Raw genomic sequence first — 25,710 nt, 5'->3', positions numbered from 1 at the left:
TATAAGAGACAGGGGGGCGTGGGGGTCAGGAGGCGGCGTTCATCAGATCGAGGGCACTCTGCTGGCGGGCGGCGTCGGTTTTGTCCAGGGGGCCGTACCAGCGCAGCCCGTACTGGTCGAGCGCGTTGCGGTCGGAGGCGTAGGCCTGTGCGGCCTGCTTGTTGAGGTATGCCGTGTAGGGGCGGTCGGACAGGACCGCGTTGAGCTTCGCCAGGCCGCGTACGTCGGCGCCCTTGAAAGAGGCGCCGTCGGCACCGCAGTCACCGCTCTCGCAGGGGTCCTTGAGGATGCCCGCCGGGGTGTTGAGCCTGCTGGAGGTGGTGTTGGCGTCGGCGATCCGACGGGCGGCGGTGAGCACGGAGGAGTCGCCCGTGGCCTTGTACAGCTCGGTCAGACCGCCGACCAGTTGGCCCTGGTTGTACGACCAGACCGTGGCGTTGCCGTTCTTGCACGTGCTCAGGCTGATGCCGTCGCCCACCGTCTGGTCGGAGTTGATCATGCCGGTGCCCTGGAACCAGGTCCAGTCCGCCTTCGCGCGCTGAAGGTAGGTGGTGTCGCCCGGGATGCGGTTGTGCAGGGCGGCGTTGAGCTCGATGTAGAGGGAGTTGGGGATGGCGTTCTTCACCGTCTTCGCAGTGCTCCACCACACCCCGCCGCCGCAGGTGCCGTCCCAGTAGGAGGCCATGTAGTCCGCGTCCGCCCGGGCCGTGGCCAGGTAGCGGGGGTCGCCGGTCAGGTCGTAGGCCGCGATCCAGGTCAGGCCCCACCATCCGGTGTCGTCGATGTAGTCGTTGCGGAACCGCCCGGCATGGGCGTTGACCTGCAGGTCGTAGGTGCGGCCGATGGCGTAGGTGTAGCTCTTCATGCCGGTCACCCGGGCGTTGTCGATGACGGCGTGCAGCGCGTTGGCGGAGTTCCACCAGCCGGTGGTGTTGAACAGGCCGGTGCCGTAGTCGTAGAACTGCATCTGCGCGGTGGCCGCCGCGGTGCGCCGGTCGGCGGCGTTCCAGGTGGACCGGGCCCAGGGCGTGCAGACGATGTCGGTGCGGTCGGCGGCCTTGCCGCAGGCGCGCAGGGCGCCGGCGCCGTGGTTCGCCCAGTCGTCGACGTTGTACATCTTGGTCCGCCAGCCGCTCTGGCCCGCCGGGATCGTGGTGGCGCCGATCCTGCTGCCCGAGGACCAGGTGCGCCCGCCGTCGAACGAGCGGTCCATCCACACCTCGTCCCCGGGGCTGCCGTTGCCTATGGACGCCCAGCCCATGGCGTCAGCGTCGTTGAAGTGCAGCACGAACGTGCGCCCGAAGAGCGCGGCGGTGACGGGTTTGCGGTCCTGACCGCTGAGGGCCGGGTCCCGCGCGTCGCAGTACTTGTTGCACACCGTCGCCGACACGGCCGCCGAAGCCGTCGGAGCGGCCTGAACCAGGAAGGCCGACATCGTTGTCAGGATGAGCAGGAGTGCGGCTGAAAGAGATCGCTTGGCGCGCATGGAAGAACTCCCGAGGCTTGCCGAACGCTGCGGTGGGGGCACAGGGGCTGGTCCTTGAAAGCGTGTACGCAGACGCTAACCGGAAGTGGTGTACACGTCAATGGTCTGGACCTGATCGCGCAACCCCGCGATATCGCCGGACAGTTGATCCTTGCCGTGCCGTCGGCGCTTTCGCCGGACGGGGTGCCGAGCGGCGCTGCTCAACCGCTCGGCAACCGCAACCCGTCCGCGTCGGAGTCGGCCGGTGAGGAGGCTGAACGCGGCCCTCGAGAACGGCCGATCAGCCTCCCCGACGTTCGGTACCGACGGCGGCGTGGCGTACATGATCTACGAGGCGGGGGAGCGCCTGGCCGGATCCATCGCGATGGCCCGCGCCTGACGCGGGCACTGTGCCGGGGGAAGGCGCTCGATTCCGGCGGAGTCGAGCGCCTTCGCGGCCGGGCCGGTCCGGCCACGCCGGCCTGTCGGACCCGCGATGTGCGCGCCCCGTGCCTACTTCGCCTCCAGCCAGAACGCCTTGCCCTTCGAGGTGTTCTCGGACAGGTCGACCGGCAGCCCGGCGGTGCGCAGGCGCTCGCCCGTGAGCTGCCCCTTCGCGGTGTGCGCCTGGGTGCCGTCGTCGTCGATGGTGATGTCCGTGACGGCGTACGTCGTACGGTCCTTGAGCCAGCGCACCTTGGCATCGACGGCGGTCTGCGCGGTCCCGGCGGCGGTCGCGATCAGGAGGGCGGTGCGGCGCGAGGCGTCCGTCCACATCCACACGTACGGGCCCTTGCTGCTGTCCCAGTCCGTCGTGTCCCAGCCCTGGCCCAGGTGGACGGGCAGGAACTGACCGTCCGTCAGGGCGGTGATCTCGGGCCGCCTGCGCCAGGCGTTGAAGATGCCCATCAACTTCACCGCCGCGTCGGGCCACTTGGTCGCATCGCCGGGGTCCTGGGGGAACTTGACCGCGCGGACGGCCATGTAGGAGTAGTAGTCCTCCATGCGGCCGGTCATCCTGCCGCCGTTCATGTACGTCGAGCCCATCGGCAGGTGTCCGAACGCGGTGAGCGCGGTGCGCAGCGACAGGTCCTCTCCGGTGACGCCTCCGTTGGAGGTGTTCCAGCCGTTGTACGCGATGTGCAGCAAACCGTTGTTGCGGTCGCCCTGGGTGGGGGCGATGTCGAGTTCGCTGGTGAGCTTGGGCAGGTACTGAGGGTTCTTCGTCACCAGGTCGTTGAGCATGTTCCGGGTGAGGACGGCCTTGCGGTAGACGTTGTCACTCGGGTGCGAGTAGGCCGTCGTCCGCTCGTTCTGCCAGTACTCGGTGAGGTCGATCATGTGCTGGGTGACGCCGTGGTCGTTGAGCAGCGTCTCGATCTGGCTTCTTTTGTAGGCGAGTTGGGCCGGGTCGGCGAGGTCGCGGCCCTTGAGGTGGCCGTCTCCCGTCAGCGAGAACCAGAGGCCGAAGCCGAGTCCGTTGTCCTTGAGGGTCTTCGAGAGCGTGCCCAGGCTGGTGATGGACTTCTTCATCGAGTCACTCGGTTCGATGGTGTCGCGCGTGGTGTTCCAGTAGTCGTCGAGCATGACCATGTCAAGGCCCGCCCGCTTCGTCTGCGGGATGACCGTGTCGTAGTAGTAGCCGGCGGGCAGTTCGTGACCCGGGCCGCCGCGGTAGTCCCAGTCGTTCTGGTGGAAAAGCGTGGTCGTGTGGTGGTACTTGAAGCGCTTGCGGAAGTGCAGCTCGTCGGCCATCTTGCCGTCGACGACGTCGCCCTTGAAGACCGTGAGGTTCACCGCCAGATACTCGAACTCCTCACCCGGGAACAGCGTCAGTCGCAGCGCCTCGGGGTGGGTGTCCACGGAGACGGTGTCCTGCTCGTGCCAGGCGTTGATGCCCGCGAACGGCGGCAGCATGTAGTCGGTCGGGTAGTTGCCGTTGCCACGCTGGGTCTTCCAGTTGAGCTCGGGACTCATGCTCCAGCCGTCCCCGGTGTCGTACACGGTGAGGGCCTTTTTCGGCCAGGACCTGCCGACGGGGTCGGTGCTCAACGACCCCCGTGTGCTGAACCACTTCATGTTCGGGACGTAGTGGAGGGTGTGTGGCTCGTCCGGCAGCCGCAGGTCGATCACGGTGGAGCGGGTGAGGGTGAGTTCGCGGGCCGTGTCCTCGTTGCGCACGAGGGTGAAGTAGCGCAGGCCCGCGTCGCCGTCGTAGATCTCGAAGACCAGGGTGACGAGGAACGGTCGGGGCCCGGTTCTGCGCAGGGGGATGCGGACGCGCTCCCCGACCCGCCAGGACCTCTCCTTCGTGCGCACGGTGATGAGTTGCCTGGTCGTCGCTCCCAGGCGCCACCCTCCGTCGTCCGCGCGCACGGTGTCGGCGCCGTCGAGTTCGTGGGCGAAGAGCAGTGAGGGAGCCGCCAAGTAGTCGCGGCGCGCACGCTTGTTGAGGAGCCCGGTGAGGCGGATGCCACCGTCTTCATAGGTGACCGTGGCCCTGAGGGAGTCGTTCTCGAAGATCCAGTCTCTCGCTCTGCGCCGGATGCTTTCCGACAGCGCGGCGGCGGATCCGGTGCCTGCTGCCAGGAAGGCGGCCGACGCCGTGCCGAGGAAGAGACGGCGGCTCAGTGGGGACATGATCGGGCATCACCCTTCGTCGTCGGAGGGAGGAGCGGGTACGGAGTTCGGCGGCGGTGACGGCAGGAGTGGTGGGCGCGGTGGACGCCTGGTCGTTGACGTCTTTGACATCGTTGTCAGATGGGCGGGGCGGCCAGGCCCTTCTCCAGTTGGACCATCTCGTCATCGGGTGCGCGTCGGCGCAGCGCAGGGGTGCGGCCCGCTGGCCGTCACCAGGGGAAACACCAGCATCGCCAGGGAAACGCCAGCAACGGCAAGCGCTTTCATCATCGTGAAACCTAAGCGGCGTTCGATGGGTCGGTCAACAGGGCTGCGCGGCCCAATCGGCCGACCCTCATGGCCGTATGTGATCTGTCGAGTGCCCCAACAGGCGGCAGGGCTCTTGACGCGCCCATGGCGCACCCGAAGAATGACCGCGACCCTCTGACAACGTTGTCGATGGAAAGGTCACCGCCGCATGCCGCAGCCGGCCACGGAGTTCACACGCCGTCACATCATTCAGCTGCTCGGCGTTTCCGGCGCCTTGGCTGCCTCCCCGCTCGTCCTGGGATCAGAGCAGGCTCTGGCCGCGGCGGCGGCCCGGAGCGCGGCGGCCGGACCCGATCCAGGAATGGGGCCTGTCTCCGACGCGTACTACCGCGCCCTCCTCACCCACACCCGTTGGTCCGAACAGCAGTGGGATGCGGCCCAAGGCCACTACACCGCCAAGGACTTCGGCTTCGCGGTCGTGCTCGGCAACGCCGTCCTGCTGACCCGCGGCCCGTACGACGCCGAGCGCGCCGGAGTCGACAAGGACACCCTGCGCGCCCGTACCCTCGCCACCCTGAAGCACTTCGCGGCGTCGAACCGACTGACCGGCGGCACCCAGTGGGGCCGGAAACTGTTCTTCGACACCACCTTCCAGTCCTACTTCGTCCTGGCGGCCCGGCTGCTGTGGGACGACCTCGACGAGGTGACGCGCCGCAACGTCGACACCATCGCCCGCGAACAGGCCCAGTACACCGCCGGGTTGGGCACGGGAGACGATCCCGACTCCGGCGACTGGACTCCGCACGGTCTCGACGGCGGCTTCCAGGGCGACACCAAGCTGGAGGAGATGGGAATCTACGCCCAGGCACTCGCCCCCGGCCTCGCCTGGGCGAGCGACGACGCGCGGTACGAGGCATGGCGCGGCGCCTTCGGGCGGTGGAGCCGCAACGAGGCGGGCTTACCGGCTGCCGACCTCGCCAACCCGGCCCGCGTGGACGGGATCGCCGTCAGCGAGAACACCGCGCAGAACCTGTACGACACGTTCATCGTCGAGAACCACGGCTCGTTCGGCCCGCACTACCAGGAAGAACTCTGGCGAACCTCCGGACGCAACGCCGCCCACTTCCTCGTCGCGGGCCGCGCCCTCCCACAGGTGCTCACCGCGCAGCCCAACGCCGGGCCGCTGTGGCGCACCCTGCTCGGCGTGATGAGCGACGCGGGTGAGCCGCTGATGCCGATGGTCGCCGACCGCGAACATCTCTACGGCCGCGACATCATCCCGCTCGCCTTCCTCGCGCAGGTGACCGGAGATCGCGCCGCGGCCCGCTGCGAACTCGCCATGGCCGAACGTCTGGAGGCCTACCAGGCGTATCCGCCGCAGTACCGCCTCGCGAAGTTCTCGGGTGAACCCAAGTACGAACCCGAGGCGCGCGCCGAACTGGCCATCAGCTATCTGCTCCACGAATGGCGGGTCCGCTCGGGGCGCGCGCCGGTGCAACCCCTGTCACAGCGTGAGCTCTTCGAGCAGGCGAGCGGCGTCACCGACCACGGCCCGGGCCCCGGCCTCGTCTCCCACCAGTCGCCCGGCGCGTGGGCCGGGGTGGTCAGCAAAGCCGGTTTGGTGAAGTTCGCCTGGCAACCGGCCCATGACGACTGGCTGTTCGCGCTCAGCGGTACGACGCCGATGTTCCTGCCGAGAACCGGGGCCAAGGTCACCGGACGGTCGGTCGTCGCGTACTCCCGGCCGCGGGACGGGTTCGACGGCAGCGCGAGCCTGCTCACGCTGGACGCCGGGTACGCGGGCTTCACCACGCTCCCGACCGGGACCGTCGTGTACGCGACTTCCGGTACGGCCGCCGGGGAAGGCCACCTGGAGGTGCACAACCTGAAGATGCCCGGGATGCCGGGGCTGGACGGAAGCCGCACGTACCGGGCGGCCGAGGGGAGCGCGACGGTCGCGGCCCAGGCCGGTCCCTCGACTCCCGCCGGCCCACGGGTCGACGAACTCACCTTTCCTCGCGGCCGGTTCCGTCATCTGCGGATGCTCGGGGCACGCCCCGACCCCAGTTACGGCTATTCGCTGTACGCCTTCGAGATACGCGACTCAGCCGCGGGCGCCGACCTGGCGCGCGGCACCGGGGCGACGGCCTCCGCGTCCTCCTTCGACCCGGGCAAGGAGCCCGTACTCGCGGTCGACGGCGACGGCTCGACCCGTTGGGCGGTGTCCCGTGCGGACCGTCCGCGCGCGGACAGTTGGCTCGCCGTCGATCTGGGCGCGGCCCTGGACGTGGACCGGGTGACCCTGCGTTGGGAGACCGCGGCGGGCCGCGCGTACCGGATGCAGGGATCGGTCGACGGGCAGAAGTGGACCGACCTGGTCGTCTGGCCGCAGGCGGACCTCACCAGCCGCGGCGGCTGGCTGGACATCGACGGCCGTGCCGGTCTCGTCGTGCGCGGCGGCGCCAACCCGATCTCGGTGTACGGCAACACGGTCGTCCTCTCCGACGGACCGGCCGAGGGCATTCTGGTCGAGGGACTCCCGGACGCGACGCCCGGGCGGCTGCGCGCCGCAGCCGCCCGGAAGAGCCCCTCGGTGCGGTCCGCCCAGGTGAAGGCCACTCTCACCGACGACTACCTGAGTCTGTTCAACCTCTCCTCGGATCCCGTGACCACCACGGTGACGATCCCGCGCTCGCCCTCCGAGGGAATCCGCCTGTACGCGGGTGTCCAGACCGTCACCGAATCGGGCACGGACTTTCGAGCCGAACTGTCCACCGCTTCCGCCGTATTGCTGCCTGCGCGCATTGTCCTCTCCGGGAAATCCATTCCCGTCGGTCTGCGCGCCGAGGTGGTCGACGGCCACACGGTGCGACTCGGCGGACCTTCCTGCCGGGTCACCGTCTCCGCTCAGGGCAAGAGCCTCGACGCCACGGTCCGCGCGGGCCGTACGACCACGGTCACCGTGCCGCGCGCCACGGCGTACCCGCTTGCCGATCTCGCACTCGGCCGTCCCACCTTCCCCACCGCACCGTTGCCGCCCGGCATGACGGACCCGAAAGCCGCGGTCGACGGAGACGAAGGCACCGCGTGGACCCCCGGCCCGGACGGTCGCATGGTCGTCGACCTGGGCGCCGAGCGGCACATCACGGAGATCCGCACACAGTGGCGAGGCGGCCGCGTTCCGGCAGCGCAGGCGGAGTTCAGCAGGGACGGCCGTACGTACACGGGCGCGGTACGACTGACGGCGCGGGGAGTCCTGCGCACCGACAGAACGGCCCGCTATGTGGCACTCCGGGTCACCACCCCGGCCGGAGGCCACACCGCACTCACGTCCCTCACTGTCACTTCGTGACTGATGGGGGACGAATTCGTCGCGCACCAGAACCGACAACGTTGCCGGACTCGAGTGGAGGCCTACGTGCACGCAGGAACGCACCGGTTCAGACGCAGACTGCTGGCGTTGCTTGCCGCAGCTGTGAGCGCCACCGTGGGACTCGGAAGTCCCCCTCCTCCGGCCGCGGCGGCCGCCGGGAGCGCGGCGGCCACGTCGTGGAACGTGACGCACAGGGCGGGAGAGCCCGGCGAGGCCCTGACCGCGCATCTGCAACTCGACGACACACGAGGCACCTTGTCTTTGGGTGTACGTCGAGGCAGCACCACCGTGCTCGAACCCGCCCCGGTCGGCATCACCACCGATGCCTCCGACCTGACCGCCGGTCTGCGGCTTCGTGGCCACACCGTACGGAAAGTGACCGAACGGTACTCCACGACGACCGGCAAGCAGCGCCGGCGTGTGGCCCATATGACCGAGGCGCGGTTCTCCTTCGCCAAGGACGACGGTGCCCGGCTCGACCTGGTCGTCCGTGTCTCGGACGACGGGTTCGCCTACCGCTACGTCCTGCCCGGCGACGACGAGGTGACGGTGCTCGGCGAGGCTTCCGCCTTCCAGGTGCCGGATGAAGCCGCGGCGTGGCTGATGCCGTACACGCCCAACTACGAACGGCCCCGCACCGAGACCACCGCCGCGGACGCCGCGACAGGCGACTACGCGTACCCCTCGCTCTTCCGGGTCGGCGAGTCCTATGTCCTGCTCACGGAGTCGGACGTGGACGGTCGTTATGCCGGCAGCCGTCTCGCACACGACGCCGGAAGCGGCCGCTACACCGTGGAACTCGCCGACGAACGCATCGCCTCGGCGGGCCGGCTGGCCACCCCGTGGCGCACCGCCGTCATCGGTGACCTGGCCACCGTCACGGAGTCCACCCTCACCGACGACCTGGCGCCCGACTCCCGGGTGACGGACACCTCGTGGATCCGCCCGGGCAAGGTCGCCTGGTCCTGGCTGGCCGGCTTCGGCGCCGCGCAGCGCAGCCTGAAGACCCAGCAGCGGTTCGTCGACTACAGCGCCGCCCACGGCTGGGAGTACACGCTGGTGGACGACGGGTGGAAGACCGAGGACTGGATGCCGCGGCTCATCGAGTACGCGCAGCGGCGTGGCGTGAAGATCCTGGTGTGGATGCACTGGTCCGATCTGGACACGGCGGCCGAACGCGAGGAGACCCTGGGCAGGGTCAAGGAGTGGGGCGCGGCCGGGTTGAAGATCGACTTCATGGATTCGGATGCGCAAGAGCGTTTCCGCTGGTACGACGACATCCTTGAGGCGACCGCCGAACGGGAACTGCTGGTCAACTTCCACGGATCGACCATCCCGCACGGCATCCAGCGCACCTGGCCGCACGTCATGTCGATGGAGGCGGTCTACGGTGCCGAGCAGGGCAACGTGTCTCTCGCCGACATCACCACACTGCCGTACACCCGGAATGTGGTGGGATCCATGGACTACACGCCCATGGGATTCCAGTTCGGCACCCGTAAGACCTCGGAGGCCGCGGAACTGGCCCTGTCGGTCGTCTACGAGTCCGGCTTCCAGAACTTCGCCGGTTCGGTGGAGGCATACCGGTCCCGTCCGGAGCTCGAACGGTTCCTCGAGCAGGTACCGACCGTCTGGGACGAGACACGGCTGCTGTCCGGGCATCCCGGTGACGGGGCGACCCTCGCACGGCGTCACGGCGACCGCTGGTTCGTCGGCGACGTCACCGCGGCCGACGGGCCTGCCACGCGGCGCGTACCGCTGGACTTCCTCGGCGCCGGCCGCTGGCGGCTGGAGGTCCTGCGTGACGGACCGGACGGCCTGGTCCGCGACTCCCGGGTCGCCGACCGCCGCGATGTCCTGACGGTCCCCACGTCGGCGGGCGGCGGCTTCGCCGCCCTGATCTGCCGTGCCCTGCCCGGCCGCACCACGTGCGACCGGCCCGTGGACCGCATGCCGTTGACCGCCCTGTCGGCCACACCGCAGAAAGCGGAGGCCGACCCGGGAACGACGGTCGCTGTCGAAGGCACGTTCCAGGTGGAGGACTTCGGTCCGGCGCGCGACGCCACCGTGCGCGTGAGCTCCCCGCAGGGATGGACGGTCACAGGCGGCACCGCTCACGCCGATGAACTCGCCACTGGCGCCGCGCTCAGCACACGCGCCACCGTGCACGTCCCGTCCGACGCGGCGTACGGCTACCACGACGTGGTGGTGAGCGCCTCCTACCGGGCTCCGGGCGAGAAGGCCGGCGTCCCCGCGCTGCGCCAGGAGCGGACGGTACGGGTGTTCGTCGCACCGCCGGGAGTGGACTACGTGAGCGATCTGCCGTTCGCGCAGGAGCGCAACGGCTGGGGGCCGGTCGAACGCGACACTTCGAACGGGGAAAGCGCCGGAGGCGACGGCGGTCCCCTGCGCATCCGCGGCACCGCGTACGACAAAGGCCTCGGTATGCATGCCACGGCCGAGGTGTCCGTCGACATCCGTGGCGCGTACGACCGTTTCCGGGCTCACGTGGGTGTCGACGACGAGGTCGGCGGCAGGGCCACGGTCGCCTTCGAAGTGGTGGGTGACGGGCGACTGCTCGCACGGACCGAGGTGATGACCCCCGCGGACGCCGCTCGCGCACTCGACATCGACGTCAGTGGGGTGCAGCGCCTGACGCTGCGCGTCACCGACGGGGGCGACGGCATCAACTCCGATCACGCGGACTGGGCGGACGCACAACTGCGTCTGATCACCGCTGACACCACTGAATAGCGGCATTCCGAGGGCCGGCGGCAGCGCCGGCCCTCGGGCGCCACGGCGACCCCTACGAGGTGCCCGGCGACCTGGCCTGCCCCCTGCTCCCCTGACCCTGCAGACAACGACGTGTATCCCCCGGAGCTCTTCCGACATGAGATGGACCCGGCGCCTGCGCCTGTGCGTGGCAGGGGCGGTGACAGCCTCTGCGCTGTTCGCCGTTCCGGTCGCCCAGGCTGCCCAGCCGAGCGACGCCCGACTCACCGATCTGGTCAACCCCTTCATCGGCACCGAGAACGATGGCAACACCTATCCCGGTGCCGCCGTGCCCTTCGGCATGGTGCAGTTCTCGCCGGACACCGGTGAAAGCCTGGCGGGGCATCGCGACTCGATACGGCAAGACCCCGAGAGCTACCTCGTCGGCCTCCCGGTGCCGTCGCCAGACGGCTAGCAGGTCGCCGGAGCGGTGAACCGAGGGCCCATTGCTCACCAGGTCGTGGCGGCTGAGCGGAGCACGGTCCACGTATCGCCTTCGCGGACGCAGTCCATGGTCATGTGCAGCCGCCAGTTCGCGCGGGTGCCGTACACCGTTGCATCGGTGATGAAGCGGCCGGAGACGCGGGCTGTGGTGTCCTCGACCTCGACAGCCAAGTTCTTCTCCTCGATCCGGTGGTAGAGGAACTGGCCGGCACGCATCTGCGACAGCCATTCGTCCTTGGGCTGCACGTAGCCGGTGACGTGGGTGAGGGTGCAGCCGTCGGCGAGCAGGTTGTCCAGGGCGTCGGTATTGCCGTCGAGCATTGCTTGCAGGTAGGCGCGGAAGGCCGTGGTGACGTCGTCGTGGGCGCTCTGGTCGGAGGACGGTTGCACGGTGGCTCCTGTTGTTCGGTAGGTCGGTCGGCGTCTTGTTGCTTCAGGTGTCCTGTTGTCAGGAGGCCGACTCGGTGCCCAGGGCCGCCAGGCCCGTCAGCAGCCGCAGGGCTTTCCGGGACGTCGAGCCGGGCTCGGCGTGATAGACGACGAGGGTCAGGTCTGTGTCGCCGTGCAACCCCAGGACTTCGAAGGAGAGGGTGAGTTCGCCCACCACCGAGTGCCGTAGCCGCTGGACGCCGTGGCCCCTGCGGCGAACGTCGTGCCGGGCCCACAGCCGGCGGAAGTCGCTGCTCTTGTCCGCCAACTCGTCGATCAGGGCGGCGAGTTCCTGATCGTCCGGGTGGGTCCCCGCGTCCAGGCGCAGGACGCTGACGAGGTCCAGCATCTTGGCTTCCAGGTCGGCGAAACGATCGCGTGCCGCAGAGGAGAGGAAGACCAGCCGGGACAGGTTGCGCTCCCGAGGTGGGAGCCGGGACCAGTCACCGAACACGGTGGTGGCGAGCCTGTTCCAGCCCAGCATGTCCAGGCGTCGGCCGCAGACGTACGCGGGGATCCCGTCGAGCGTGTCCAGCAGTTGCTGGATGCCCGGCCGCAGCCGCTGCCTCTGGGGTATGGCGTGGCGATTCCCGTGAAGCTCCGGCCGGGCAAGGCGGAACAGATGGGCGTGCACGTCTCCGCTCAGGCGCAGGGCGCGGGCGACGGCGTCCAGCACCCCGGCTGACATGGTGTCACCGTGTCCGTGTTGCACAGGCGCACATCCGCCAGGCCGTTCCTGGTCGGACGTCGGTACGACGCGGCTTTGTCCGGCCGCAGATGCGCAGCCGCGCACAGTAAGCGCGTGGGCTCGGTCATCCCGCCCCACCCACGGCTGGCCCGTCCGTTGCCGTCCAATCCTGCGCTGCACCGCCGGTACCTTCAGCCGCGACCGTCTCCGGTGAGCGATCACTGGGTGTACCTGCTCTGCAAAGGAGTGCCACATGAACATCTCTCAGCGGTTGAGCACCTTCACCATTTCGATCCAGGTGTCCGGGCCTATGACTCCGTCGGGTGTCAGTCCTCGGCCGCGCTGCCATTGCGCCACGGCGTTGGCGAAGGTGACGTCGGCCGGGGTCGCTCCGGGTGATGAGATCAGCCGGGTGATGGCGTCGAGGCGCTCACTCCAGCGCAGGGCGGTGGCGTAGGAGGTGTTCAGGCGGATCGCCCGGGTCATGGCGTCCGGGTCGAGCACGGGAGTTGGTGCGACCGGTCCTGCCTCCTGCTGAGTTGCGGAGGGCGTGCCGTCGCGGACCTTGAGGATGGCGAAGTACCGGCAGCTCTGCCCTGATTGCTGGGGCACTACGAAGCCCTGCGCGTCGATCGTGATCGTCTTGGCCTTCACCGATTGGCTGACGTTGCCGCCAACGGCGGTGAGCTTGCGCCCGGTCCGGTCCACGGCGGTGACGACGTCGCAGTGCGTCGACCACGCCGTGCCGTTGTCGATCGTCGCGTAGGTCACACCCCCGCACCCGCCGCCACCGTCCCGATCGGCGCAGACCAGGTCGCCGACCTCGGGGACGATCTTCTCGACCGGGTAGGCCCAGAAGGGGTTGGCGGTGTTGCCCGTCTCGGCGTTGCGCTTGGCGGCGCTGACGTACACGCGGTGCGCCGTGCTGTAGGTGAAGGCGTTGCCCACGCCGGCCTGGCGCATCACCCAGCTGATGAAGACGGCACTCCACGGATGGCCGGCCTGCCACGAACTGCTCTGCAGGTCCGAAGCAGTTACCGGGCTCCTGACTCCGGTGCTGTAGTAGTCCTGCAGCGTCGCCGTCATCGCCGGCTCGGTTTCGACGCGGGTCCCGTTTCCCCACCGGGTCCGCTCCTGTTCGGCGAACTGCGCGATCCTGGCCCGCAACGGCCCGCCGCCCGGGACACCGCCGAGGGGAGGGCTGCCGACGACTCCGCCAGGAGCGAGGGGCGAGCCGCCCGTCGACGGCGGGGCGGTGCCCAGCCCGCGGCGATGAGCGTCGATCGCGACGATGTCGCGTTTCGCCGCGTCCCCTGAGGCGTAGGGCCAGCGGGCCCACTCCCCGCGCACGTCGATATGGGCGAAGGAAGCGCCGATCCCGACCCCGATGTCCCGGCCGCACGCGTCCAGCGCCGCCTTGGCGAGATCGAGTCCGGACATGCCCGCGACGCTGATGTCGGCAGCCTGTCCGCTGCAGTGCCGGCTGCGGGTCGGGCCGGAGCCCCGCGCGCGGTACACGGCCACGTTGCGCGCCCAGGACCGGTACCCCGAGCTGATCGTGACGGGTCTGCCCAGCCGGTCGCGCAGCGCCTGCAGGCAGCGCACCAGCTCGGGGGAGATCCGTGCGACGTCCGATGCCTGCCCCCCGCTGGTCACGAGCTCACCGACAGTGAAGTTCGGGGAGAGCCGCTGCGACCGGACCGTCGGACCGGTGGCGTAGAGCGGGAGTCCGGTGAGGTACGGATCCCAGTGCTCCTCCTTCTCACCGGTGGCACCCGCGGCCGGGCTCAGGACCAGACCGGACGGGAACGCCTCGTCCTGTACCGGCCCACCGGCCAGTTCCCACTCGGCCAGTTCTACCTCCCCGGACTCGGCCTCCTCGAAGACCTCCGGGGTGAAGCTCCCTCCGCGCGTCTCGGCGGCGAACTCGGCCAGGGACAACTCGGGGCCCGACTCTCCGTCGCCGCCTCCTTGTTCGGACGTTCGGAACACGTCCTGGGCGGCCCAGGCCGGTGCCTGCTGCTCGGCGGACGGCGGGTCGGCGGTGAGGGACTCGGTCCAGTCCCAGGTCTGCGGACGGTTCATCGTCGGCTCCCGGTCTCCAGCGGTGTCAGATGGCTCAGAGCTGCACAGGCGCGGCGCCGTTCGAGCTGCTCTTCGCGCCGTCGGGTGCGGTCGGCAGATGGGCGCTCGGCAGCCGGACGGGCTGCGGGGACGACGGGATGGGGCCGTTGGCCACCCGGACGCCCTGCTCCTTGATCGACTCTCCGGTGGCGGACTGCCAGAGGTCGATGACGCGGTTCATCGTGTTCCGCACCAGTGGATCCGGGGAGCCGCTGCGGAACAGCAGCTCGGCGTCCTTGGGTTCGTTGAACCGGCCGGCCTCGATGAACATCAGCACCAGCGAGACCAGGTCGGCAAGCTCGAACAGCTCACGGGCCCGGCGCGGCGGTGTGATGCCCACCCGCTGCGCGATCCGGGCGAGCCGGTCCGCAGCGTTTCCGGCGGTGCCCGCGCCCGCCTGCAGATCGGCCACCACCTCGTTCTCGGTCTCGAGCAGCAGGTGGAACCAACTCATGGTGACGACGTGGCCGAACTCCTCACGGGCGAGCATCCCGGCCCGTCGGCGCATCCCCATCATCTCCGACAGGGTCTGGCACAGGTATCCGATGTACGAGGCGTCGGTCGGGTTGGCGCCGACCGAGTTGCTGTCGTTCACGAACGCGAGCCAGACCTGCCGCAGCAGTTCGATCCACACCTCCCCGAACCGGAGGTTCGCGGACGCCCCGACGTCCGTCTTCCACGGCTGGCCCTGGATTCCGGGCGGCGCGTGCGGCAGATCCATCCCGAACATTCGCCAGTAGGCATTGCGGCGGTTGACCAGCGGGTCCGGTCGCAACGCGCTGGTGGTGCCGGTGATCGAGAACAGCGGGGGGTCACGGAAGAACAGTTCCTCCGTGGACCGGACCCAGCTGTAGGTCGTGTCTTTGACGGCTTCGAGCGACTCGCCCACCACAAAGCGGCGGACGACCTCCCGCAGGATCTCCGCGACACCCGTGCTCTCGACCAGGAAGGCGTAGATCAGGTGGTCCCACGGCAGTGCGAGGCCGGTGCCGATGCCCACGGCGGACGGCGGCGGACTGACAGAGAACTCGCCCGGGGTGTTGATGCCGGAACGCAGGGCTTGGAGCAGCCCGCCGTTCACCTCACCGGGCAGCTGGAACCGGGAGACGACCTGCGGGGTGACGCCCGTCGGGGAGGTGTCGAAGCCGGGCCAGTCCGCCTGCCCGCCGTCGGCCCACGCCTCCTCCAGCCAGCGGCTGAGCTGCAGCGGATGGATCTTGAAGAATTCGTCGGTGTTGAATCCCGAGTCGGCGAGCAAGCGCGCGAGGGTGCGGAACATGGTCGTCTCCTCAGAAGGTGGTGCCGGGCTTGGGCGGGACGCCCACGATCTTCGGGATGCCGCTGAGGATCCGCCGCGGCCGCGGCTCGGAGTCGTCGAACACTCGGAGCCGTACGACACGGTCGATCACGATGTCGGGGTGCTGCAGGTGGGTCCGGCCATGGGAAGCCTTGATGGCCTCGGCCACGTCCACGAGCCAGACCTTCTTGCCGACGCGGTCGAAGCCACCGATGCGGTACGCCTCCGGGGGAAGCGCCGCACCGAGCTTGAGGTGCCCGTTCGACAGCTCCGGCCGCACGAGTCGGCCGGGCGAGGCCGAGGTGCCGCGCCCGAGCCCGGCCCGCAGGTCCCGGAAGTCGCGCTCGATATTGAGCTGCGCGGGGCTGAACGCCTGCGGGTCCTGCGTCTGGGAACCGTTGCGGAGAAACGCCGTCAGTTCCGTGATCGCGTCGACGATCCCGGGTGTGAAGAGGGTCGGGGCCGGTGGCAGTGCACTGGACGCCGCTGGCCCGGTGGAGGGCGGCCCGCCAGGCGGGGACGCCGGATTCGGCGTCCCGGGAGGCGTCGTGGATGTCGACGCGCCGGTGGGGGGCGGCCCGGTGGGTATGGCCGCGGGATCCGGTGTCGCGGGAGGCGTGGTGGATGTCGACGCGCCGGGGGCGGCCGACTCGGCAGGTGTGGACGCCGGCTTCGGCGTCGAGGCACGTGGCATGGCTGTCTCCCTGGTCAGGCTGCGGCGGTCGCATGGGCCGCGCCGAGGCGGCGCAGCCATGTCTCCAGGTCGCGGTCGGCATGGTCATCGGGGCTCAGCGACCGGAGCACGCTCCAGGCCAGGATCCGCATCGGTTCGAGCCGTTGCAGATAACTCGAGGTGTACAGCGCCGCCCCGGCCCCGTCGGCGAGCCGGCGCAGCTCGGCAGGGGCCACCCGGCGCGGATCGGCCAGCGCCGAGAGGGGCCGTCCGCCGAAGGCCCGCATGGGCCGTTCCGTGCACACCCGGACGATCTGCGGGAGCAGCGGCAGCGTCGCCCGCGCGATGAGTGCGGACTCCGGGGGCGCGGCGTTCAGGGGGTGGTGGTGCAGCCAGGTCCGTACGAGGTCGTCCCACGGCCCGGTCCCGTACCAGTACCGGCAGAGCGCCGCGTTGAACGCTACCCGCAGCAGGCCCATCGGGTGCGGGTCGCCGGGCGGCATCCGGTACACGGCGGCGGTCGTGCCGTCCACGACGTCGGCCAGCGCCGGTACGGGCGCGTAGCCGGTCAGGATGAATGCGACAACGTCGGCGGCCGCCTCGCTCGCCCAGCTCTGCCAGGCCTCCGCGGCGACCGGTGACACGGGCGCGAGCACCTCGTGCAGGGCGGCGCCGAGTTCACCGGTCCAGTCGGTCAGGTGCGTGACCTGGTGGCCGCATTCGTGGAGCACTGCCGTGGGGCGCAGCAGGTTGTGCCGGGTGATCTTGATGGCGGCGGCAGGTGAGAGCGATGCGTCCCACAGCCGTATCCCGGCACGGAGGATCGATGCTCCGAGGCCCTTGTCGAGATAGACCAGCACCGGAGGGACCGGAATGCCGAGTGGCCCGAGGATACGGTCCATGGCATCGACCGCAAGCAGGTCCAGGCCGCGCAGGAGCTCCGCCAGGCGTGGATTCGTACGCGAGCCGACAGCGTCACCGAAGAAGTCGAGCACCGTCTCGGCGCGAATATAGGCCTGGCGCAAGGTCAGCACCCGTTCCCGGAGCCGGGCCAGATCGTCCTTCGCCGACGTGCCGGGCAGCTGTGCCGAGAGCTGGTCGGCACGGGTGGCCACCGCCAGGGCGGACCTGGTCAGCCCGGCGCGGACGCCGGTGCCGAGATAGGACTCGAGGCCGGCCCAGGCGTGTGGCGCGGCGACCATGTCCAGGTCGGCCAGTTCGTGGGCAGCCCGGCGCCAGTGCCGCAGCTCCGTCGCGAGCTGGGCGGCGAGGACGTCACCTCCCGGCTCAGCCACCGGAGCGCCAGCCGGGAGTCACCGTCACGGTCGGCTCGGGCGGTGTGCCCTGCAGGCTTTCCCGTGTGACGCCTTCGAAGTCCAGCTTGATCGTGAGGCCTTGGGCCGGGTCGCGGACCGCTGCGGTGAGCTGTGCCGTCTGGCCCTGCAGCATCGCGGAGAGCCCGGTGTCGACTGCCGTGGCCAGCTGCTCCGCGGCCGTTTTCGCGGCTGCGGCGTCCGGCAGGAGGGACCGCTTCACCAGTTGGCCGGTCAGCCGGGGCACGAGGGAACTCCGGTGCGCCTGCTGCATCTTGCGCAGGGCCCCGGGAAGGTCCGGACCCTCGGCCCTGGTCAACAGGTCCAGCATCTCCTGGGCTTGTCGTTCACTCAAGCGCAGGCTGACCCTCAGCCGCGGCGGTGTGGCGGTGGTGTCGATGTGCACGCCGACCCGTGCGCGTGGCCCGGCGGCACGCCCCGCCATACTGCCTGCCGCGCGCCCCTTGGGCCGCAGCCGTACGAAACGACGGCCGGGAGCGGCTCCCGGGCGGGCCGCTCCGGCACCTCCCGGCGCCGGCCGACCCAGGCCCGGCTCGCCGAGCAGCAGTCCGGCGATCTCCGGCGTCAGGGGCGCCACCTCCTCGGCGATGTCTTCCGCTTCCCCTGCGACTCCACGGAGGGTGTCGTCGTGGCGGAGGTGTCCCAGGTGCCCTCCGGGGAGCATCTCGTAGAGGTGGGCCTCAGCGGTCGTGGGCCAGTGCCGCACGCCGCGGTCGAGGAGATGCGACTCCAGCGTCCCGCCGTCGGACCACGGCACCGCCCGCGCCACCTGCCTGCTGACCTGGATCTCGAACGGCCGCGTGTACCGGAGGAAGCGGTAGCGGGGGGCGGCCGCACGCGGCATCAGCACCCACACCCCGCTCTCGTGCTCCGACTCCCGCTCGGGCAGGTCGGCGCGCAGCAGCCGGCCGGGAAGATGGGCGGCGGCGGCTTCGGCGAAGAACTGCTGCACGGCGGCGTCGAGCAGCAGCCGGTCGTCCTGCACCGCGGCGGGCAGTGCGAGTGCCCGGCGTGCCGTCGTCTCCACGGTGGCGGCCAGCGCCTCCCCGGCGACATCGGTCTCGGCCTCCGGCGGGACTTCGAGGCCGATGAGTTTCATGCCGACGTCGACGATCGGGCGGGCGATCTGCTTGGCGGGACCCGGTCCGACCATGCTGCGCAGCAGGTCGGCGATACGCTCGGCGATGAAGTCCACCACCCTCTGCCGGCCAATGATCTTGAGGCCGAGCTTGATCAACGGTAGTGCCGCCATCACGACTGGGAGGAACTGCTGGACTTCCGGCTTCGGGTAGGAGCCCGCGGGGAGCTCGGTGAGCCGACGGCCCAGTTCGCGGCGGGCCGCATCGAGTTCACCGATCGGGTCGGGTGTTTCGGCCTCGGCATCGGTTGCCGCCTCCGCGAGCACGCCGTCCGCCGCGATCTCGTCGGGGGCCAGCAGCAGACCCAGCACATTCCGGTCGAACTCGCCGGCGAGCTGGGAGGCGGCCGACGGCTCCGTGTCACCGGTTCCGGCCGCGGTGGCGGGGGCGGCGGCCGCACCGGCACCACCGGCGATGCCCAGCTTCTTCGCGATCTGTTCCGCGATGGGCCGCACAGTCGCGGGCAGCCGGTTCATCGCCGACTTGATCACACGCGCGAGCAGCGGCCGCACGAGACCACCGAGCTTCTTGAGCAGTATCCCGATCGGCAGGATCTTCGAGACCGCGCTGATCCCCTTCTTCGCAATCTTGACGACGCCCTTCACCAGGCTGCCCGCCTTCTTCAGCAGTCCTCCCAGGAACTGCTCGAAGACGACCTCGCGCGCGCCGACCGGCTCCGGGGCCAGCGATTCCAGCAGGGCGTCGAGGTCACGCGCCGGCATGGCCGTGAGGTCCTCGTGCTCCAGACGGGCGGTGATGCCGTCGAGCAGCCGATCGGACTGCTCGGCCAGCGCCTCGGCCCAGCTCTGCAACCCAGCCCGAGAGCCCTCCCCCGCGGACCATGCGGTCTCTCCCTGCAAGTGCGCTCCTGCAGCATCGTCCACGAGCTGCGCCACGGCGTCTTCGAACTCGTCGTCGGCGAGTTCACTGAGGAGCTCGGTGAGCACGTCCGCGCCCGCTTCGGTCTCCTCGGTGCGCAGTCCCGAGCCGAACGGCGAGTCGAGCACCACCCCGGTCGTCGGCTGCGGACGTTCGCCCGCATCGGCGGGGTCAGCCGACAAGCCGGCGAAACCCGCGAACGGGGACTGCAACTCGGGTGCGGTCGGGCTCGTGGCCAACATGTCCATCGCCCTGCCTCCTCGCCCTCCGGTGCGGAGGTGGACGACAGCGTGCGGGACGTCCGTAGCGCACCGCGTCAATCGGTCATGTCCGGATCCGTGGGGTCCGCCGTCAATTCCCCGAGAACGGCGGCGAGAACGGCACAGGCCTCCTCCGCCGAGCCCGTCGCGATACGCCGCCCGGGCACGGGCGAACCCGGCTCGGCCCCCACCAGCAGTACGACGACCGCCTTGCCGTCGTGCAGCCAGGCCCGTACGACAACGACGCGCCATGGCAGGGATTCCATGGCCGCGAGTATCCAGACGGCCCGTCTCGCTTGCATCAACAGGTTAGGGAGTGACGATGGATTGACGCTCCCTCACACGGTGCGAGGATAGAGTTCGCGGACTAGGCGAGGAGGCGCACATGCCGCACCCTCCTTGGCCCGATTCCGCAACGTGCTCGGCTCCCATGCTGGTGCGCCTGCTCAACGGCTTCCGGCTCGACATCGGGCAGCGCGAAGTGGCGCTTCCGGTCCACGCACAGCGTGTGATGGCGTTCCTGGCACTGTCACGCCCGTCCGGCATGTCGCAGCACCGCACGGCGCTGGCCGAGCAACTCTGGTGTGACGGTCCACGCCAACGGGCCCAGGCGAGCCTGCGCACGGCGATCTGGCGGATCCGACAGGCCGACGACCGTCTCGTGCACGCCGACCGCGGGCACGTATACCTCAGCGCACTTGTCGAGATCGACGTCGAGCGAAGCCTTGACCAGGCCGGACGGCTGCTCAACGGGGACGGCGATCTCGAACCGGACGACACCGCGACCACGGGCCTGGTCGCAGACCTCCTGCCCGGCTGGGAGGAGGAATGGCTGATCGTGGAACGGGAGCGCATCCACCAAGTGCGAATCCACGCCCTCGTGGCGTTGTCGCACCGGCTGCGTCGCCTCGGTCGATTCATCCCAGCCCTCAACGCCGCCTACACGGCGATCACCGCGGAACCCCTGCAGGAGTCAGCCCGCGCCGCGTTGGTCGAAATCCACCTGGCCGAAGGCAACGTCGTGGAGGCTCGCCGACAAGTCGACCAGTACGCACAACTCCTGTGGGACGAGATGCAACTGACACCCTCCGCCGCACTGATCGCCCGGGTACCACGGCCGATGGGCGGGCCCAACCGTGCGCAGCAACGAGACGGCGTGCCGTCGGATCAGGAGGGGCTCCGCCCGCCGGCGAAATTCCGCGTGCCCGGCTGACCGGGTCGGCCGTACGGAGGGTGTTCGAGCGCTTCGGCGACTCTGAAGCCCTCGTCCCGCAGATTGCGCTGCCTGCCGTCTGGGGCGAACTGCAAGGCTCGCACCTCGCCTGTGGTCCGTGAGCGTGGACACGATGGCCCGGGAGGCCGGTTCGTACAGCTGTATTGGGCGGCCGTCGCAGCACGTCACCACGCCACCGTCGATGTGCCCGCAGGCCAGCCATGTGCAGTCCGGAGCGAACACCAGGGACTTGGATCGACCTGCGTGTGCCCGGAGTCCGGCGTCCGGTTGCAGCGCGCCACGGGCCCATCATGCCGTCGGCGTAGCCGCTCGCCACACTCGTTCCGTCCGCTGTGACGGCGACTGCCGTCACAGCGCACCGTGCCGTCGTCAGCAAGAGCGGGTAAGCCGCGCGGCCCGCGCATGACGTGTTCGGCAAACGGCCACCGACGCGCCGCAACGCTGTCTGGGAGGGCGACCAGCAAAACACTCAGCTGACACACCTTGTGCGTAGGAGTCATACGCACGTCGGAACTCTGGCACGGGTGCGGACCTGGACGTAGCGTGCGAGGCACGACGGGGTGACCCGGGGGGGCGAGGTAACAACATGCCTGCTGGACAAGGAAGTTGGGAACTCGTCACTCGCAACTCCGAGATTCTCGCCGTCCACGCGGCACTGCTGCCGTCCGGAAAGGTGCTCTTCTTCAGTGGTTCCGAGCACGATGAGGAGCCCCCGGATCCTGCGAGTCGGATCGACGCCACCCGGCTGTGGGATCCGGCCGACAACCGGGTCAGAAGGGCTGGCGGCCGGCTCACAGACGATCTGTTCTGTGCTGGTCATTGCATGCTGCCCAGCGGTGACGTCTTCGTCGCCGGCGGGACCGCCCACTACGAGAACACGGCCGACCCGATTCACGCACAGGCCGGTCACTTCACAGGAATCAACTCGGCCATCGTCTTCGACTGGAGGTCCGAGCGCTGGCGGCCGGCCCGCCCCATGGCCGGCGGACGCTGGTATCCGACCTGTGTGACCGTCGCCGACGGGCGCGTCCTCGTACTCAGCGGCCACAGCGGCGAGAGGAGCGCGCCGCATGAGAACACGCTCGTCGAGATCTTCGACCCGGCCGACGGAACCTGGTCCGCACCCTGGCCCACCAGTCCGCCGCTCCAGGACACGGGTGGCGTCACCAGCATTTTTGGGATCCAAATCCGCCCCATGGTCTACTACCCCCGGCTCCACCAGCTGCCGGACGGGCGCATCTTTTCGTCCACGCCACTGCGGGTCGACGGTGAGCGCAGAATCCGGAACATCGACATCGCGGGGCGTACGACCGCTGATCTCGGCTCGCCCCCGTTGTTCGGCTTCGATGCAACGCAGCCTCTTCACATCTATGCCCGTTCGGCGTTTCCCTCGGTGCTCCTCCCCATGCATCCGCCGTATTCCGGGGCGCGGATCCTCATCTGCGGTCAACGCCAGCCCCGGTTCTTCGAGCCGAACAACTCCCATCTCGGCTGGCGGGCGACAGGCCCGCGACGGCGCCCCAACGATCCGGATCGCCCGTACGCCAACGCCGTGTTGCTGCCCGACGCGTCCGTACTGGTGGTGGGCGGAGCGACCTCGGAGCGCCTCCCGGTCTTCGGGGGCGGCGCGGACTCCTCAGGAGTGCACTGGGCAGAGCGCTATCTCCCGGAGAGCGACACCTGGGTACGGTTGTCCGGGTCACCCGACCGTATCTCGCGGGTGTATCACTCGGTGGCGCTGCTGCTTGCTGATGGACGGGTCTGGATCGCGGGGTCCAACCACGACAGCGACCGCAATCACGGCGGGGCCCGCAAGGATGATCCGAATCTCGGAGACGCGCGGGAGCTGAGGATCGAGGTCTACTCGCCCCCATACCTCTTCACCCGGGACGACAACGGTGCAGTCGTTCCCGCTCCGCGGCCGGTCATCGGCAAGACACTCATCGGGGCCGGGCACGGCCAGTTGTTCCGGGTGGCCACGCCCGACGCGGCTGACATCCAGCGGGCGCACCTGATCCGTTGCAGCTCGGCCACTCATGCGTTCAATCCGGACCAGCGATTCCTCTCCCTCCAGATCACACGTCGGAGCGGGGACTCGCTCACAGTGCGGATGCCGCCGAACGGGTATGCGGCGCCGCCCGGCTACTACCTCCTGTTTCTGCTCGACGGCGCGGGCACGCCATCGGTGGGCCGGTTCGTCCAACTGCTGGCGGAGTACCCATTGGCCGAGGTCTGGGTGCGTCCCCCCACTGCTGGAATCGAGCCCGACATCCCGGTGGGAACGGATGTCACGGCGGTGCCTGCCCCCGTCCTGGACTTCGGCACAGTCGATGTCGGAACGTCCAGGAGAGCGCAGGTGGTGTGCAAGAACGTCGGGGTCGGAGGGCTACGCATCCATACCCCTCGCCTGACCGGTTACTTCCTTACGGAGGACGAGCCCGACTCGCCCCTTCTCGGAACGCGCGGCCGGAAGAAGAACGTGGAGGTGGTCATCCTCGGTTCGCCGGCCCAGCCAGGCGCTTTCACCATGGCGGAGCTGAAGTTCACGCCCACGGAGATGGGGCCGCATACGGGCACCCTGTGGCTGAACACGAACGCACCGGACCTGGGCGGCTTCTACGTCAACGTACGCGCCGACGTGATCGGCTTCGAGATGGAACTCGCGCCTGCGCTGCCCGGGCAGAACGTCGAGTTCGGGGAAGTCGAGGCGGGCACCACGGCGATCCGCAGCGTGATCGTCCGTAACCGGGGGACTATCGATGCCACCGTCGACGACTTGCTCTTCGAGGGCGACGACGGCTCACGAGGCTTCAGCGTGCCCCCGGTGTTACCCGACCGGCACGTCCCGGCCGGCGGATCGCGTCAGTTCAACGTGGCGTTCTCCCCGCGTGCCATCGGCCGGGCGGAGGCGGTACTCGTCCTGATCGCCGGCAGCTCACCCGCGCCGTCCAGGTTCACCAGCCGCCATACGCTCACGCTCGGCGCGGTCGGGGCAGGACCGCGTATCGACGTGGCGCCCGAGACGCTCGTCTTCAATCCGCAGCTGATCCGGACGGCGAGCCCGGCGCAGCAGTTGACCGTGACCAACAGCGGCTCCCGGCCCCTGCACATCACGAGCCTCACCGCCACGACGGACTGGCGCATCACCACGCCGATACCTGTGGACGACGTACCGCCCGGGGCAGACATCACCGTCAACCTCATCTTCGCTCCTGGGCACCCCGGTCCGCTGGCCGGCGTGCTCGTCGTCGACGGCGGAACGCTGGACGGTCCGGCCACCGTCGCACTGGAGGGCGTCGGAGTGGCCGCCCCGATCACGACGCTGTCTCCGGCCGCCCTCGACTTCGGCCCTCAGCCGCTCGGCACTCATGGCCTGGCCCGAACGGTGCAGATCGGCAACGACGGCGTGACCGATCTGGAGATCTCCGGCGTGGACATCGTCGGGCCGGATGCCGACAACTTCCGCGTCACCGATGATCACTGCAACCAGAAGATCATCCCGCCCGAGGGAGGGTGCACGATCAGCCTGACCTTCACGCCTACTGCGTCCGGTGTCCGCGGTGCCGAACTGCGGATCGTCGACAACGCGGGCGGCAGCCCTCGCACAGTCGCGCTCACCGGTACGGGCATCCCGGCACCCGATTGCGGCACCAACCCCACCGCGCTCGCGTTTCCGGCACAACCGATCTACAGCACCAGTGCGCCGCAGAGGGTGACCCTGACCAACAACTCGGCTGGTCCGATCACCGTGAACGCCGTGGAGACCGCCGGGCCCGCCAAGGATGACTACGCGGTGCAACAAGCCTGCACCACAGGGCCGTTGGCGGCCGGTGACTCCTGTGAGATCGACGTGGTGTTCCGGCCGACGGCGATCGGTGTGCGGGATGCCCAGATCGTGGTTACCTGCGACACGCCGGTGGCCGCGCTGCCGGTGCAGGTGACCGGCACCGGTCTCGGCACGATCGTGGCCTTCGATCCGCCGGATCTGGCCTTCGGTCCGCAGATGGTCGGCAGCTTCAGCGCACGCCAGGACCTGTTGCTGACCAACACCGGGAACACCACGCTGAGGGTCGTGGGCGTCTCGGTCACCGGCGACTTCCGGCACGACCACTTCTGCGATGTGCTGGGCCCGAATCAGTACTGCCGGATCAGGGTGATCTTTCTTCCCACCGTGGAAGGCATCCGCACCGGCGAAGTAGTGGTGACCGACGACCACGGTCGGCACCACACCGCTCCGCTGTCGGGAACCGGCGCCGCGCCGCACGCCGCGGTCAGCAGTGCGAACCTCGACTTCGGTGACCGGGCGGTTGCCACCACTGGGCCGCCCCAGACCGTACGGCTGACCAACACCGGTGACTGGCCGCTGGTCGTGGCCCAGGCAGGCGTCGAAAACGGCGGCGCTTCGGACGACTTCTTCAAGGAGTCGGACGGGTTCACAGGCGCCGTCCTGCGCAATGGTGAATCTCGCACCGTCGACATCAGGTTCACACCGAAGAGTCCAGGTACGCACGTCGGCAACCTCAAGATCAGTACGAACGCCCAGGACACCCCGCACGTCATTGAGCTCCGCGGCAATGGAGTTTGAGACCTCTGAGTTCAGGATCGGGCCGGGCTGTCCCCTTATGCCTTGGCGCACTGCCTGACGAATGCCGGGCTCGCTCGTCCGGTCTTCGGCGAGGTGGCTGAAGCGGACCCCGCGGGCAGTCACGC

General features: G+C 69.4%; 15 protein-coding genes and 1 pseudogene. 6 read left to right on the top strand and 10 right to left on the bottom strand.

Annotated elements, in window-relative coordinates; all coding sequences use genetic code 11:
- Positions 1–25: 25 nt before the first annotated feature.
- Complete coding sequence (locus G5C60_RS12520; RefSeq protein WP_241266735.1) at positions 26–1,435, bottom strand: glycoside hydrolase family 76 protein; 1,410 nt, start codon at positions 1,433–1,435, stop codon at positions 26–28.
- A gap of 295 nt (positions 1,436–1,730) precedes the next feature.
- Here G5C60_RS12520 and G5C60_RS53120 point away from each other — a divergent pair, with 295 nt between their 5' ends.
- Positions 1,731–1,865, top strand: coding sequence for a hypothetical protein (locus G5C60_RS53120; protein WP_277611253.1), 135 nt, complete (start codon positions 1,731–1,733; stop codon positions 1,863–1,865).
- Between the two features lie 113 nt (positions 1,866–1,978).
- On the opposite strand, the gene G5C60_RS12515 is transcribed toward G5C60_RS53120, so the two are convergent.
- Positions 1,979–4,105, bottom strand: coding sequence for a hypothetical protein (locus tag G5C60_RS12515; protein WP_165258173.1), 2,127 nt, complete (start codon positions 4,103–4,105; stop codon positions 1,979–1,981).
- Positions 4,106–4,562: 457 nt separating this feature from the next.
- Between G5C60_RS12515 and G5C60_RS12510 the strand changes: the two genes are divergently transcribed.
- The 3 genes and pseudogenes from G5C60_RS12510 to G5C60_RS12500 form a co-directional block, all read left to right on the top strand.
- Positions 4,563–7,706, top strand: a complete 3,144-nt coding sequence (locus G5C60_RS12510) for a discoidin domain-containing protein (protein WP_165258171.1) — start codon at positions 4,563–4,565, stop codon at positions 7,704–7,706.
- Between the two features lie 66 nt (positions 7,707–7,772).
- Positions 7,773–10,481, top strand: coding sequence for an NPCBM/NEW2 domain-containing protein (locus G5C60_RS12505; protein WP_338145795.1), 2,709 nt, complete (start codon positions 7,773–7,775; stop codon positions 10,479–10,481).
- A 136-nt stretch (positions 10,482–10,617) separates the two neighbouring features.
- Positions 10,618–10,833: pseudogene (locus G5C60_RS12500) on the top strand (hypothetical protein); the annotation flags it as partial.
- 116 nt (positions 10,834–10,949) lie between these two features.
- On the opposite strand, the gene G5C60_RS12495 reads toward G5C60_RS12500, so the two are convergent.
- The 8 genes from G5C60_RS12495 to G5C60_RS12460 all read right to left on the bottom strand — a co-directional run bounded on the left by G5C60_RS12495 (position 10,950) and on the right by G5C60_RS12460 (position 20,032).
- Positions 10,950–11,333: a DUF4440 domain-containing protein gene (locus tag G5C60_RS12495; protein ID WP_165258167.1), complete on the bottom strand. Its 384-nt coding sequence runs from the start codon at positions 11,331–11,333 to the stop codon at positions 10,950–10,952.
- 58 nt (positions 11,334–11,391) lie between these two features.
- Positions 11,392–12,060, bottom strand: coding sequence for an MmyB family transcriptional regulator (locus G5C60_RS12490; protein WP_241266734.1), 669 nt, complete (start codon positions 12,058–12,060; stop codon positions 11,392–11,394).
- Positions 12,061–12,324: 264 nt separating this feature from the next.
- Positions 12,325–14,145 (bottom strand): DUF2272 domain-containing protein, encoded by a 1,821-nt coding sequence (locus tag G5C60_RS12485; protein ID WP_165258163.1) that lies wholly within the window; start codon positions 14,143–14,145, stop codon positions 12,325–12,327.
- 34 nt (positions 14,146–14,179) lie between these two features.
- Positions 14,180–15,463, bottom strand: coding sequence for a hypothetical protein (locus tag G5C60_RS12480; RefSeq protein WP_165258161.1), 1,284 nt, complete (start codon positions 15,461–15,463; stop codon positions 14,180–14,182).
- Positions 15,464–15,473: 10 nt separating this feature from the next.
- Complete coding sequence (locus G5C60_RS12475; protein WP_165258159.1) at positions 15,474–16,175, bottom strand: hypothetical protein; 702 nt, start codon at positions 16,173–16,175, stop codon at positions 15,474–15,476.
- A 14-nt stretch (positions 16,176–16,189) separates the two neighbouring features.
- On the bottom strand, positions 16,190–17,449 hold the full coding sequence (locus G5C60_RS12470) for a hypothetical protein (protein ID WP_165258157.1): 1,260 nt from the start codon (positions 17,447–17,449) through the stop codon (positions 16,190–16,192).
- Positions 17,442–19,754, bottom strand: coding sequence for a hypothetical protein (locus G5C60_RS12465; protein ID WP_165258155.1), 2,313 nt, complete (start codon positions 19,752–19,754; stop codon positions 17,442–17,444). Before G5C60_RS12465 ends, G5C60_RS12470 begins: the two co-directional genes overlap by 8 nt.
- A gap of 68 nt (positions 19,755–19,822) precedes the next feature.
- Positions 19,823–20,032, bottom strand: coding sequence for a hypothetical protein (locus G5C60_RS12460; protein WP_165258153.1), 210 nt, complete (start codon positions 20,030–20,032; stop codon positions 19,823–19,825).
- A 119-nt stretch (positions 20,033–20,151) separates the two neighbouring features.
- On the opposite strand from G5C60_RS12460, the gene G5C60_RS12455 reads away from it, so the two are divergent.
- A complete protein-coding gene (locus tag G5C60_RS12455; protein WP_165258151.1) occupies positions 20,152–20,979 on the top strand; it encodes an AfsR/SARP family transcriptional regulator in 828 nt (275 codons plus the stop codon).
- 607 nt (positions 20,980–21,586) lie between these two features.
- Entirely contained in the window at positions 21,587–25,585 is a 3,999-nt protein-coding gene (locus tag G5C60_RS12450) for a choice-of-anchor D domain-containing protein (protein WP_165258149.1), read from the top strand.
- Positions 25,586–25,710 lie beyond the last annotated feature (125 nt).

Source organism: Streptomyces scabichelini (assembly GCF_011045015.1).
Lineage (GTDB): Bacteria > Actinomycetota > Actinomycetes > Streptomycetales > Streptomycetaceae > Streptomyces > Streptomyces scabichelini.
The sequence above is the reverse complement of the archived record's forward strand: the minus strand, read 5'-3'. Positions and strand labels throughout refer to the sequence as shown.

Bases quoted from the DNA above. Each gene is read 5' to 3' on its own strand.
- G5C60_RS12460 (WP_165258153.1), bottom strand. From the start codon at position 20,032: ATGGAATCCCTGCCATGGCGCGTCGTTGTCGTACGGGCCTGGCTGCAC.
- G5C60_RS12510 (WP_165258171.1), top strand. From the start codon at position 4,563: ATGCCGCAGCCGGCCACGGAGTTCACACGCCGTCACATCATTCAGCTG.
- G5C60_RS12485 (WP_165258163.1), bottom strand. From the start codon at position 14,145: ATGAACCGTCCGCAGACCTGGGACTGGACCGAGTCCCTCACCGCCGAC.
- G5C60_RS12475 (WP_165258159.1), bottom strand. From the start codon at position 16,175: ATGCCACGTGCCTCGACGCCGAAGCCGGCGTCCACACCTGCCGAGTCG.
- G5C60_RS12515 (WP_165258173.1), bottom strand. From the start codon at position 4,105: ATGTCCCCACTGAGCCGCCGTCTCTTCCTCGGCACGGCGTCGGCCGCC.
- G5C60_RS12455 (WP_165258151.1), top strand. From the start codon at position 20,152: ATGCCGCACCCTCCTTGGCCCGATTCCGCAACGTGCTCGGCTCCCATG.
- G5C60_RS12520 (WP_241266735.1), bottom strand. From the start codon at position 1,435: ATGTCGGCCTTCCTGGTTCAGGCCGCTCCGACGGCTTCGGCGGCCGTG.
- G5C60_RS12465 (WP_165258155.1), bottom strand. From the start codon at position 19,754: ATGGACATGTTGGCCACGAGCCCGACCGCACCCGAGTTGCAGTCCCCG.
- G5C60_RS12480 (WP_165258161.1), bottom strand. From the start codon at position 15,463: ATGTTCCGCACCCTCGCGCGCTTGCTCGCCGACTCGGGATTCAACACC.
- G5C60_RS12490 (WP_241266734.1), bottom strand. From the start codon at position 12,060: ATGTCAGCCGGGGTGCTGGACGCCGTCGCCCGCGCCCTGCGCCTGAGC.
- G5C60_RS12450 (WP_165258149.1), top strand. From the start codon at position 21,587: ATGCCTGCTGGACAAGGAAGTTGGGAACTCGTCACTCGCAACTCCGAG.